11 protein-coding genes are annotated in these 12,086 nt (G+C 74.7%); 5 read left to right on the top strand and 6 right to left on the bottom strand.

What is annotated here, in order from left to right; genetic code table 11:
* Positions 1–238: 238 nt before the first annotated feature.
* Positions 239–1,252 (bottom strand): NBR1-Ig-like domain-containing protein, encoded by a 1,014-nt coding sequence (locus ACYVGT_RS08270; protein ID WP_460855863.1) that lies wholly within the window; start codon positions 1,250–1,252, stop codon positions 239–241.
* Between the two features lie 251 nt (positions 1,253–1,503).
* Here ACYVGT_RS08270 and ACYVGT_RS08265 point away from each other — a divergent pair, with 251 nt between their 5' ends.
* The 3 genes from ACYVGT_RS08265 (at position 1,504) to ACYVGT_RS08255 (ending at position 5,969) form a co-directional block, all read left to right on the top strand.
* Positions 1,504–2,412, top strand: coding sequence for an alpha/beta hydrolase (locus tag ACYVGT_RS08265; RefSeq protein ID WP_460855862.1), 909 nt, complete (start codon positions 1,504–1,506; stop codon positions 2,410–2,412).
* Positions 2,413–2,926: 514 nt separating this feature from the next.
* On the top strand, positions 2,927–3,565 hold the full coding sequence (locus tag ACYVGT_RS08260) for a hypothetical protein (RefSeq protein ID WP_460855861.1): 639 nt from the start codon (positions 2,927–2,929) through the stop codon (positions 3,563–3,565).
* A gap of 733 nt (positions 3,566–4,298) precedes the next feature.
* Positions 4,299–5,969: an ABC-F family ATP-binding cassette domain-containing protein gene (locus ACYVGT_RS08255; protein WP_460855860.1), complete on the top strand. Its 1,671-nt coding sequence runs from the start codon at positions 4,299–4,301 to the stop codon at positions 5,967–5,969.
* A gap of 96 nt (positions 5,970–6,065) precedes the next feature.
* Here the strand turns inward: ACYVGT_RS08255 and ACYVGT_RS08250 are convergent, their stop codons facing one another.
* The 3 genes from ACYVGT_RS08250 to ACYVGT_RS08240 all read right to left on the bottom strand — a co-directional run bounded on the left by ACYVGT_RS08250 (position 6,066) and on the right by ACYVGT_RS08240 (position 9,398).
* Entirely contained in the window at positions 6,066–6,872 is an 807-nt protein-coding gene (locus ACYVGT_RS08250) for an SAM-dependent methyltransferase (RefSeq protein ID WP_460855859.1), read from the bottom strand.
* Between the two features lie 552 nt (positions 6,873–7,424).
* A complete protein-coding gene (locus ACYVGT_RS08245) occupies positions 7,425–8,444 on the bottom strand; it encodes a YbgA family protein (RefSeq protein ID WP_460855858.1) in 1,020 nt (339 codons plus the stop codon).
* A gap of 66 nt (positions 8,445–8,510) precedes the next feature.
* The gene (locus ACYVGT_RS08240; RefSeq protein ID WP_460855857.1) at positions 8,511–9,398 is read right to left on the bottom strand and encodes a GTP-binding protein LepA; all 888 of its coding nucleotides are present in this window, start codon (positions 9,396–9,398) and stop codon (positions 8,511–8,513) included.
* A gap of 378 nt (positions 9,399–9,776) precedes the next feature.
* Here ACYVGT_RS08240 and ACYVGT_RS08235 point away from each other — a divergent pair, with 378 nt between their 5' ends.
* On the top strand, positions 9,777–10,601 hold the full coding sequence (locus ACYVGT_RS08235; protein WP_460855856.1) for a helix-turn-helix domain-containing protein: 825 nt from the start codon (positions 9,777–9,779) through the stop codon (positions 10,599–10,601).
* Here ACYVGT_RS08235 and ACYVGT_RS08230 read toward each other — a convergent pair.
* A complete protein-coding gene (locus ACYVGT_RS08230; protein ID WP_460855855.1) occupies positions 10,576–11,025 on the bottom strand; it encodes a DUF2000 family protein in 450 nt (149 codons plus the stop codon). The genes ACYVGT_RS08235 and ACYVGT_RS08230 overlap by 26 nt on opposite strands.
* A gap of 87 nt (positions 11,026–11,112) precedes the next feature.
* On the opposite strand from ACYVGT_RS08230, the gene ACYVGT_RS08225 reads away from it, so the two are divergent.
* Positions 11,113–11,490 (top strand): hypothetical protein, encoded by a 378-nt coding sequence (locus ACYVGT_RS08225; protein WP_460855854.1) that lies wholly within the window; start codon positions 11,113–11,115, stop codon positions 11,488–11,490.
* A gap of 351 nt (positions 11,491–11,841) precedes the next feature.
* On the opposite strand, the gene ACYVGT_RS08220 is transcribed toward ACYVGT_RS08225, so the two are convergent.
* Positions 11,842–12,086, bottom strand: a 245-nt coding sequence (locus tag ACYVGT_RS08220) for a hypothetical protein (protein WP_460855853.1), incomplete at its 5' end; no start/stop codon positions are given.

Below are 12,086 nucleotides of genomic sequence, written 5' to 3'. Positions count from 1 at the left end.
GGGCTTGGTCGCGCCGGGCCGGCCGGTGCGCCCGGTGCGGCGGGGGACCCGCACCGGAACCGACTTTAGGCTCTGACCGGCAGAGAGAACCGTGCAGAATGTGCAGATCTTGTGCAGCATCCCCGGCAGGCGGCCCACGCTGGCACGGTGCGGCGGCAGCGCAGCGGCCCGAGCGCGCCGGCGCAGGGGATGCACGGCGCTGCCGCGGCGCGGCGGCTCCCGGGGCACGCGCGCCGGATCAGTCCTTCTTCACGACGGACACGTCGAAGAAGATGCCGGTGTTCTTCGGGAAGAAGAGGCGGCCCTGGTGGTCGACCATGCGCCAGTAGACCTTGCACCGGGTCGGTTCGGAGGGCGCGCGCACCTCGACGCTGATGTCGACGGCGGTGCCGGGCTCGGTGTCCGGGATCGGGACGCGCTCCTCGGTGGCGCAGGTGTCCACCCCGCCCAGCGGGGGCAGGCGCTGGAGGGCGCGGTCGCGCCAGGGCACCGACCCGGTGTTGGCCAGCCGCCACGTCTTGGTGAAGTGGCTGTCCGCGGCGACCTCGGTGCCGTCCGGGTAGGTGACGTCGGCGTCGAGGCGGGACTCGTCCCCGGGCAGGGGCGGGGTGTCTTCCGGGGCTGTGAACGCCCCGGCCCGCTGTTCGCCGAACGGAGCGCCGCCGAAGGTCTGCACCGCGTACAGCGTCAGGGCGCAGCCGAGCAGCACCGCGCCCACCAGGGCGGCCGCGCCGCGCACCCCGTGCAGGAGTGGCCTGGCGGCTGCCGGGCCGCCGCTGGCGCCGGCGGCGGAACGGGGGGCCGCGTCGGTCGGCGGGCCCGGCGGCGGCGCCTGCCCGCCGGCGGTTCCGGCCGGGACAGCGGCGGCTGCGTCCGCGGCGGGTTCCGGAGGTGCGCCTGCGCGGGCCGCGGCGGTTTCGCGCCGCTCGGCGTCGCGGGCGCGCTCCCACCGCTGGCGCCAGTAGGAGCGGGCCTCGCCCTCGTCGCGGTCGAGCACCTCCACCGCCAGTGAGCGCGCGTACTCCCAGGCCACCTCCCAGCTGGGAACGTGGATGCCGCGGGCGGCCGCGGACAGCGCCGAGGGCGATGCCGCAGCGCCGTGCACCTCGCGCATGCTGCGGTAGGAGGGGTCGCCCGCCGCTTCCTTCAGTTCGAGGAGGGCGCACGCGAAGGCGGCGGCCGCCCCGCTTCCGGGGTCCGGCCGCTGAGCTCGCCGCCCCCTCTTGGGCCCGGCCCCTTCGCTCGCTTCCACAGGGACGAATAGTGGCGTGCTTCCGGGGGCGATGTCCAGATACGCGCACTTGAGACGTCTGTCCCTTCCTGCGGGATCGGGGGCATCACCCCTGCCGGAGCGGTCACTTGTGTCGCACTTTGTTGTTAGCGTCCAAGGGGGGACGTGGGATGTGTCGATGATCTGCAATGCGACGTGTGTCCGTTTTGCGGGAATGACGGGAGGTGACCCGGGTGGCCGGGCGCGGAGGTCGTAGCGAGGAGGTGCGGACGGTGGACGTCCATCCCGAGCTGCGGAACGCGGTGCACCGGGTACCGGAGCCGCCCGTGCAGTTCGCACCGCTCCGGCGGGCGCTGCGGTGGGCCCAGCGCCGGTTCGACCGCCCGGTGCCGGAGCCCGGTGTCCGGGTCGAGGACACCGAGGCCGCGGGGGTCGGTGTCCGGATCCACCGGCCGGAGCAGGGCGTGTCGGGCGCCGGGCTCCTCTGGATCCACGGCGGCGGGTATGTGATCGGGCAGGCGTCGCAGGACGACGCCCGGTGCGCGGGGATCGCCCGCGAGCTCGGCGCGGTGGTCGTCGCTCCGTCGTACCGGCTTGCGCCGGAGTACCCGTTCCCCGCGCCGCTGGAAGACTGCCTGGGCGTCTGGGAGTGGTTCCGGGCGGGCGCCGAGGAGTGGGGCGTCGACCCCGATCGGGTCGGGCTCGCGGGGCAGAGCGCCGGCGGCGGGCTGGCCGCGTCGCTCGCGCTGCGGCTGCGCGACGCGGGGGCGGCTCCGCGGGCACTCCAGCTGCACAGCCCGATGCTCGACGACCGGACCGCCGTCGACCCGGCCGTCCCCGAGCGCGGGCACCGGGTGTGGAACAACCGGCTGAACCGGGTGGGCTGGCGGTCCTACCTGGGACGCGAGCCGGGCGGCGCCGGCATGCCGCCCTACGCCGTCCCGGCCCGGACCGAGGACCTCTCGGGGCTGCCGCCGACGTGGATCGGCGTGGGCGATGTCGACCTGTTCCTCGCCGAGGGCGAGCGCTTCGCGGAGCGCTTGGCCCAGGCCGAGGTCGACTGCACCCTCGACATCGTCCCCGGCGCACCGCACGGCTTCGACGCCTGGGCGGCCGAAACCGAGGTCGCCCGCTCCTACCTCACCCGCAGCCGCGACTGGCTGCGGGACCGACTGGCCTGACTCCACCGCGAACAGCGCCCCTCCCCCACCTGCGCCGGCCGGCCCGCGCGACGCCGGCCCCGACGGTGGCGGCCCGCCGGACCGGCCGGACACCGCCCCCGAAGCACGTGGGCGCCGGGCACCGGCGCGGCTGTGCCGGCGCCCTGACTCGCTGACGGGGAACGCGTGCCGCGGCCGGTGGGCCGCCGGCGGTCGGTGAGCGTCCGGCGAGCCCCGGGTGGCCAGGGGAGCGTTCCGCTCCCTGGGGGGCGCCCCGGGGTCGCCCCGGGGTCGCCCCTGGTTCCGGGGCGGCCGGGCAGCGGCTTGGCGCGGGGAGCGCGCTGCCGGGCGGTCCGCGGACGTAGCGGGCAGCCTGCGGCAACACCGGGCGCTGAAACGGGTGCGCAGGGCGAGAGGCCGGTCGGGGGCGCCCCCGAGGCCCCGGGGAGTAGCCGCGGAGCCGCCCGCGGGAGGACGTGCGCGACCGGCACGGCGAGCGAATCTGACGGCGTCGCACCGACCCGAAGGAGCAGCCATGATCACCCGCACCCGGTTCGCCCAGTCCCCGACTCTCCCCGACATCCGCCCCGCAGGCCCGGCTCCCCTGGCCCCCGAGCGGATTCCCGGCCCGCGCACCGGCCGCGGGCACCGTTCCGGCCCGCTCGGAGCGGCCGTCGACCGCGGTATCGCGGCCGGCGGGCGCGCCGCGGCGCCGGCGGTCCGCTGGGCCGCACGGCATTCGGCGGCGCTGCTGCGGATCAGCCTCGGCGCGGTGTTCCTGCTGTTCGGCGCGTTGAAGGCGGTACCCGGGCTCAGCCCGGCCGAGGGGCTCGTCGTGCCGACCCTGGAGACTCTGACGCTCGGACTCATCGCCGGGCAGGCGGCCATGCTCGTCACGGCGGCCGTCGAGTGCTTCATCGGGGTCACGCTGCTGACCGGGCGGTTCCTGCGCACCGGGCTGCTGGTGCTCGCCGGCTCGCTGGTCGGCATCATGTCGCCGCTGGTGCTGATGGCCGGCGATCTGTTCCCCGGCGGCGCACCCACGCTCGCCGCGCAGTACGTCATCAAGGACATCGTGCTCGCGGCGGCGGCCCTGGTCGTCGCGGTGCACGCGGTCGGCGCCCGCACCCTCGCCCCGGCCTGGGCCGCAGCGGCCCGCAACCGCGCGGCGTGACGGCGCCGGCCCGGCGCACGCGCGGCCCCGGCCCCACCGGCCGGGGCCGTTCGCGGTGCCCCGGCCAACGCGCAGGAGGCGCATGCCCTGGTCGTCGCTGTCCAGGGCGAGCACCGGCCCCTCTCCCCAGCGCCGGCAGTCCCGCGAGGGGGTGAACCGGCGCCGCCGAACCATCTGCCGTGGCGCCGGAGGAGGCCGGAGAACCGGTGGACTTGGCCGACCGCCCATCGCTCGGGAGCGGCGGACCGGGAGGTTCGCCCGACTGCCCCGAAGGCCGGCTGTCGAGGCGGTGGGGACTGCGCCCCGGCCTCGGTACTGCCCGGGCCCATGATGCGCGCCACCCTGGGCCGCGCGCGGGGGCACGGAAAAAGCATTTCCGCTGAGACGCACCGGCTCCTTACACTGGAGGCATGCAGTCACTCCTGTACCTGTGAGCAGGGTCTAGCGCCCCGGCCCGCGTCGCCGCTGTCGAGTCCGTTCGCGACTCCGCCGCGACCTCCGCTGCCGTCTCGGTTGAGACGCCGCGGTGCGGGCGTCCGGGCGCCCGGCGTGTTCAAGCCCGAGTCCGGGCCCCTGCTTCGAGTTACCGCGGAGCCGCGCCGCACCGCCGAGCCGCATCCTGCAGCTTTTCCTGCGCCCCTTCCCTGCCCCGCTCTGCCGGGGTCCAGCGGCATGGGTGCGCTGCGTCTGCACGGCCGGCGGTGTCCGGGCGCCTCCGCGCGGAGGAACTGCCATGACCATCACCCCCACCCTCGTACTGCCTGCCGGCGGCCGCGCGCAGCTGACCGCGTCCGGAGTCCGGGTGAACCGCGGCGGGCGCGCCGTCCTCGACGGCGTGGACATCACCGTGAGCCCGCAGTCCCGCTGGGGCGTCGTCGGCGAGAACGGCCGCGGCAAGTCGACCCTGCTGCACGTGCTCGCCGGACGCCTGGCACCGGACGCCGGCGACGTGCGCCGCAACGGCACCATCGGCGTCGCCGAACAGGAGATGGATGCCGCGGCCGGGCGCACGGTCGGCGACGCGGTGGACGCCGAACTCTCCGCCGCGCGCGCCGCGCTGGCCGCGCTCGACGCGGCGTCCGCGGCGCTGGCTGAGGAGCGTCCCGGGGCCGCGACCGCCTACGCGGCGGCGCTGGAGGCGGCCACCACCCTCGACGCGTGGGACGCCGACCGCCGGGTGGACGTGGCGCTGGCGGCGCTGGGCGCGGAGACCGACCGGAGCCGCCGCCTGGACACGCTGTCCGTGGGGCAGCGGTACCGGGTGCGGCTCGCCTGCCTGCTCGGGGTTGCGCACGATTTCCTGCTGCTCGACGAGCCGACCAACCACCTCGACGCGTCCGGGCTGGACTTCCTGACCCAGCGGATCCGCGCCCACGCGGGCGGCACCGTGCTGGTCAGCCACGACCGGGCGCTGCTGTCCGACGCGGCCACCGCCATCCTCGACCTCGACCAGAGCCGGGACGGGCTGCCGCAGGTCTACGGCGGCGGCTATGCCGGCTACGTCGAGGGGCGCCGGGCCGAGCTAGCGCGGTGGGAGGCCGAGCACGACCGCCAGCAGGCGGAGCGCCGGCGGCTCGCCGACAACCTGTCCCAGGCGCAGAACCGGCTGGTCAGCGGATGGAAGCCGCCGAAGGGCACGGGGAAGCACGAGCGGGCGACGCGCGCCCCGGCGCTGGTCCGCCAGGTACACCGCCGCCGAGAGGAGCTGGAGCAGCACGCGGTGGACGCGCCGGCGCCACCGCTGCGGTTCGCGCTGCCCGACCTGCCGAGGCTGCGCGGCACGACGCTGCTGTCCGCGGAGGGCGTGGCGGTGGACGGCCGGCTCTCCAGCGCAGTGACGCTCGACCTGCGGTCGGGCGGCCGGCTCGTAGTGGCCGGCCGCAACGGCGCCGGAAAGTCGACGCTGCTCGACGTGCTGGCGGGGCAGCTGGAGCCGTCGTCGGGCCGGGTGCGGACGCCGTCCGGCGTGCGGGTTCGCCTGCTGCGGCAGGAGGCGCCGACCGCGGACGGGCGGCGCGCGCACACCGTGTTCGAGGAGGCCGTGCAGCGCGCGGTCACGGCCGGGACGCTGAAGGAGGCCGACGCGGTGGGGCTCGGCTCGCTCGGGCTGCTGCCGGCGGCGGACGCCCGGCGGCCGCTGCGCGATCTGTCGATGGGCCAGCAGCGCCGGCTCAGCCTCGCCATTGCGCTGGCGGCCCGCCCGCACGTGCTGCTCCTGGACGAGCCGACCAACCACCTGTCGATCGCCCTGGTCGACGAGGTCACCGAGGCGCTGCAGGCGACTCCGGCGGCCGTGGTGCTCGCCACGCACGACCGGCAGTTGCTCGCCGACACGGCGTACTGGCCGAGGCTGCTGCTCCCGGCCGGAAGCCCGGTCGCGGTGGACACGGAGCCGGAGCGGTGACCGCAGCGGGGCGGGGGCGGCCTTCGGGAGGGATGCCTTCGCCCTCGCCCGCGCACCGGCCCGCGGATCCGGCGGGCCCGCGCTGCGCCGGGCCGGTCAGGGTTTCCGGGCCACACCGCAGTACTGGTCGGCCTCGGCAACCTCGCCGGTCTCAGCGGGATCCGGCCGCCAGAACGGCGCGGAGACGACTCCGGGGTCCATCAGGTCGAGCCCGTCGAAGAAGCCCTCGATCTCGGTGGGCGTGCGCAGGTGGTAGGGGATGGCGGCGGTGTCGTTCCAGCGGCGGGCGGCCTCGACCATCGGCTCGCTGGTGTTCGTCCCGTCGCACAGGGCGAGGAAGCTCCCCGAGGGCAGCGCGTCCACGTAGGTGCGCACCGCGGCGTAGGCCTCCTCGTTGTCGGCGGTGTGCCCCATCGTGCCGAGCACGGTCAGCGCGATCGGCTCGGAGAAGTCCAGGTGCTCCCGGGCGGCGGACAGCACGTCCGCGGGCCGGTGGAGGTCGGCGTCCACGTAGTGCACTGCGCTCAGGCCTTCGCCGGTCAGCAGGGCGCGGGCGTGCGTGAGGACCATGGGGTCGTTGTCCACGTACACCACCCGGGCCTCCGGAGCCGCGGCGTGCGCCACCTCGTGGGTGTTGTTGTGCGTGGGGAGGCCGGTCCCGACGTCCAGGAACTGGCGGACGCCGCGCTCACCCGCGAGATAGGTGACGGCTCTGATCAGGAACTGCCGGTCGGCGCGGGCGGCGCTGACCATCTCGGGGTAGGCCTGGAGCACGTAGTCGCCGACCTCGCGGTCGACGGGATAGTTGTCCTTCCCGCCCAGCCAGTAGTTCCAGACCCGGGCCGAATGGGCGACGGTGGTGTCCACTCCGCTCGGGGTCTGTGTGCGGGGGGTCTCGGTCACGGTCGGTCTCCTCTGGGGAAGGCGGCGCCAGTGCGGCGCCGGACGAGGGGTAAACGCCGATTCTCCTTGCCAGCCGCCTCTCTCGCCACACGGACCCCGGCGGCACCGCACCCCAGCGGCCGCCGGCTACTCGGCCGGGCCCTCCCCGGCGGCACGGTGCTCTTGGATGGCGCTCCGGAGGTCGGAGGACTGGTCGAGCATGCCCATCAGGCGGTCGACGGTCATCAGGGCCAGGCCCTGCTGCGGGTCGCCGAGGACGAGCAGCCCCGCACAGGCTCGCCGTCGCTGCCGCTTTTGGGCTTGTTCGACGCACTGGTCACCGGTGTGCCGGGTGCCGAGGAGCGGGAGCCTTTGGTCTCAGCCGCCCGAGCCCCGCGAACAGCCCCGTCACTGGTTGCACAGCGCTCCTGCAGCGGCGGGACAGTGCGGAAAAACGCCGCCCTCGTCGTCGTGCGCCCACCCGGCCCCTGATCAGCCGGCACCCGGCCGACCACCTGCGAGCCCGGCCGCCTTCGCTGCCGCTCCGAGGAGTGGCCCTTGATCGGCGCCTCCTCAGCGGCGGACCAGGGAATTGCGGAGGCCGAGGGAAGCGGGGAACGGCGCGAGGTAGGTCTGCTCGGCGGCCCAGGTGACGCCTTCGGCCGCGCAGTGGTGCCGGATCAGCTCGACCGGCACGGTCAGCGGCACGGTCCCGGCCCGGTAGGCGTCGATCGCGGCGAGGATGCTGTGCCGGCGGGAGTCGTCGAGGTGATCGCTGACCATGCCGAAGGCGTGCTGGAGTGCGTTCTCGTGCCGCCCCGGCGTGATCCGCGCGGCCAGTGCGTCGTGCAGGCCGGTGCGGTACTCGGCGGCGATCCGGTCCCGCTCCGCCGGATCCTTCGCGCCGCCGGCGTCGGCGACGATCCGGCCCAGCGCCCGGTATGCCTCCGGGCTGTGCGCCATGACCTGGAGCTTGTGCCGGGAGTGGAAGGCGACCAGGTCGCGCGGCCGCCATGCGCCGTCGAACAGCTCCCGCACCCGGGCGTGAGCGAAGACGCGCTCCACGAAGTGGTCGCGCAGGCCCTCATCGGAGAGGCGCCCCTCCTCCTCCATCGGCAGGTCGGGGAAGAGCTCGGCCAGCCGGCGCGCGAAAGCGCCGCGCCCCTTGCCGTCGACCCGGCGGCCGGAGGCACCGGGGTCGGAGGAGAAGACGGGCAGTCCGTACAGCCCGCAGCTGGGCGACTTGTTCTTGAGGACGTAGCCGTCCAGGCCGGCGATCTCCGCGCGGTGGGCGTCGGCGACACCGGACAGCTCGGCGGTGTGCTCGTCGCCGCTCTTCGTGCCCACCACGCGGGCGGGGCCATCGGGATCACCGTCGTCCCGCTCCAGGTGGAGGGTTTCCCGCGGTACGCCCAGGCCGATCTCGTCCTCCGGGCAGATCCGCACCCAGTCCACCAGCGGATCGAGGGAATCGGACAGGAAGCGGTGGCGGCAGTGCCCGCCGTTGTAGCGGACCGGCTCGCCGAGCAGGCAGCTGGAGACGCCGATCCGGGGCCGGGGCTCCGCTTCGGGTGCAAAGGAGCGGGCGGTCATCACCCCACGGTACGCGCGCCCTCGCCGTCCGCGCAGGTCATCGCGGCCAGTAGCGCCTGGCTGCGATCACCGGCCGCCGGCGCCGGCCCCGCCGCTGCGCCCGCGGGCCCGGTAGAGGGCGACGCTCTCGCGCAGGGCGTCGAGAACGTAGGGCGGGACGTCCATCCCGCGGTGGTGCGCCCAGAGCAGCTGCGCCTCCACCCGGCCCACTTCGGCGGCGTAGGCACGCTCTTCCGCGTCCATCCCGAGCGCGGTGACCACGCCGCCGTAGTCGGCCCACTGCTCCCGACTGCGCGCGCCGACCGGGGCGAAGGTGCGCTTGCGCAGCACCCGGGCCAGGAAGAGCTGCCAGGGGCGGAGCACGCCGTGCTGGATCATGAGCGTGGCCGACATCCGGTAGAACGCGAAATGACCGGGCTCCTGCCGCTTGATGGGTGTGATGAGCGTGTCGGCGATGGCGCGCTCGCCCATGTCGAGAAGACCGGCGTTGAGGGTGTTGTAGGCGAGCACCGCCTGGCGCTCGGTGCTGGCGCCGGTCAGGTAGTAGAGCAGCCGCACGATGTCCTGCACGGGGCGCAGGTGCGCCAGCGCGCCGAGGATCCGCATGCCGGCCGACACCTCCAGATCCGGCGCCGCCGCGGTCAGGCCCAGGTCCTGCTGGAGCCGGTCGAGTGCGAGTCCGTGGTGGAGTTCCTGCGGATGCCAGACGTCGGCGTAGAAGGTGCGGTCAGTGGGGCCGGCGTCGGGCAGCAGCACCAGGAGTTCGAGGACGTTGCGCTCGACCTCCAGCTCGACGCGGGAGAGGTACTCCAGCACCCCGCCGTAGCGGTCGCGCAGCGCGGCGGGGTCGCGGACCGTGTAGTCGATCGCGGCAAGGTCGATCGGCGGATAGAGCTCACCGATGCGGTGGACGTGGTCGGCGATGCGGGCCTCGGTGACGGTCGCACGTGGCACTCTTCCAGGCTAGGGCGCGTGGCCGCGGTGTCGAGGGTCCCTGAGGTGCACCGCAGCATCGGACGCGAGGTGGGTCTCGGAGGTCGGGGCGTCAGGCGTCGAAGTCAGAGCGGTTTCGCCGGCGGGATTTCTGCTCTGCCGCGCAGCAGTTCCGAGGGGTGGAACAGAGCGAGAAGTCTGCCGGCGAAGCCGCCCTCGTCTGTATGTCGTGAGCCCTGGCCCGTGACCACCGGACACCCGCCGGCGCTCCCCCGCGCCGGGGTTCCGCGGCCGCCGTCTCACGGCGCGGCTCGCCGTCCGGACCAGGGCGTGTTGGGTGAATGGCGTTCGTCGCGCAGCAGGACAGGTGCCCACCCAACACGCCCTAAGCTCACCGGCATGGACGGCCACGTGGACCCGGTCGTCTTCCGGCCGGAGGTGCCGGGGGTCACCGAGGTCTTCCACACCCGTATGCGGCGGCACGCCTACCCGATGCACGCCCATGCGGACTGGACGCTGCTCATCCTGGACGCCGGGAACGTGCGCTACGAGCTCGGGCGGCACGAGCACCGCCCGGCCCGGGGCGCGGTGACCCTGCTGCCGCCGGGCATCCCGCACAACGGCACTCCGGCGACCGAGGACGGGCTGCGCAAGCGGGTGGTCTACCTTGCTCCGGACGTCTTCGACTCCACGCTGGTCGGCCGGGCCGAGGCGGGCCCGGTGTTCGACGACCCGGTGCTGCGCAACCGGATCCACCGGCTGCACCGCACGTTCGCGCTGACCGGCGAAGAGTTCCACGCGGAGAGCCGGCTCGCGCTGATCACCGATCAGCTCAGGCTGCGGCTGTCCGGGGCAGGCGGCCGGCCCGCACGGCCGGAGGCACCGGACACCGCCGGCCGGCTCCGCGACCTCCTCGACGCCCGCGTCGCCGACGGCATCAGCCTGGAGGAGGCTGCCGCGCTGCTCGACCGGCATCCGGCGCACCTGGTGCGCGTGTTCGGGCGGCGCTTCGGCGTACCGCCGCACCGGTATCTGATCGGCCGCCGGGTCGACCTGGCCCGGCGCCTCATCTCCGAAGGCGCGCCACCGGGCGAGGCCGCTGCGGAGTCGGGCTTCACCGACCAGGCACACCTGCACCGACATTTCGCCCGCATCCTCGGTATCGCCCCCGGCGCCTACGCGCGGGCGCGCACCCCGGTCACGGGTGCATCCGGGCCCCCTTGACGGTCTTGTCCACGCCGTTCTTGGGGCCGTAGACCGCGAGGCCTACCAGGTCCAGGCCATCCCTTGGCACGGCGGCGACGGCGGCGCGGTTGGTCCGGTCGTCGCCGGTGGCGAAGAGGTCCGCGGTGAAGACGGCGGTCGGCAGCGACCGGGAGACGGCACGGGAGTGCGCCGTGGTGAGGGTGTCCGCACCGCCTTCGAACACCAGCACCGGCTGGCGGAACATCGGCAGGTAGTCCGTGCCGTCGGCGTCGCGGTAGGTCTCGCCGACGACCTCGGGGACACGGGCGCCCAGGCCGCTCACCAGGAATGCGGTCACGTTGAGGCGCTGCCACACCGCCAGGTCGTCCCGGAGGAGCACGGCGATCTTGGTGGTGAAGCGGACGGGTTCCGCGGCGGCAGCCGCTTCCATCGTTGTTTCCATGCCGCGATCGTCCTGCGCGGGCCGCGCTCCGGTCTTGTACGTTCTTCGCGCTGCGGCCCGGCCGCTCACCCGACTGCGGAGGTACCCGTGGACGACTCTGCCGGTGACGCCACCCGCCCTCCGGGGGCCACCGACCTGGACGCGCTGCTGTCCGGTCCGGACGGCCGCGCCGCACTGGCGGACCTGGTGTGGGAACTGACGATCGACGCCCGGGCCATCCGGTCAGGCGGTCTGCCGGACGGTGACTGCGCCTCGCGGCTGGCCGGGCTGCTGGAACTCCAGCATCTTCTTGCCGGCGCACTGCGCTTGCCCGCGGACGCACCGCGCTCCAGCTTCAGCACCGCCATTCGCGACACCGCCCGCGCCTACGCGGTGGAGGCCGAGGCCGTCCGCGCCGCCCGCGCCACGCTCCGCCGCTTCGGAGCCGGAGGCGCGGCAGCTGCCGAGGGAGCGGGTACGGAGTAGGCCCGCCCCGGCCGGCTGTGCGGGCCGATCCGGGGCGGGCGCTCCGGTCCCGGGCATGGGGAAGGCGGGACCGGGGGCGTGGGGGCGTTTCGCGATGGTGTGTCTGCAGTGGTGCTGCAGCGCCGGGGGCGCGGCGGGTGGTGCTGGTCGTGGTGCGGTTCCGGGTGCGCTGCCGCGGTGTGTGATAGCGCGGTTGGTGGGTGGGGCGGTGGCCTGCCTGGCACGCGGCCCGGCAGTGGGGGCTGCGGGGTGGCTATGGGCGTGCGGGTGCTCTTCCGCCGGGTGTGTGTGGGTGGGCGCTTCCGGAGTGCGGTCTGTGGCGCGGGTGTGGTTCGGGCGGTGGTTGGGGGGTTAGCGGTGGTCGTGGCCGCTGTTGGCGGTGTCGTCGTCGTCCATGGCGTCCTCCTCGTCCTCGTCGAACTGGTCTTCGTCGGTCTCGTTGAACGGGTCGTCGTCTTCGTCGCTGTCGAGGCCGTTCATGTCGTGGGTGAGGTGGGCGTCGGGGCGGGGGTCGGGGAGGTTGAGGATGTCGCGGCAGATCTGGATGGCGGTGGTGAGGCGGTGCAGGTAGGCCGCGGCGGTGGGGCCTTTGATGA

The sequence above is a fragment of the Nocardiopsis coralliicola genome (assembly GCF_054779695.1).
Note: the sequence above shows the minus strand (reverse complement) of the source record. Positions and strands in the feature narration are given on the sequence as shown.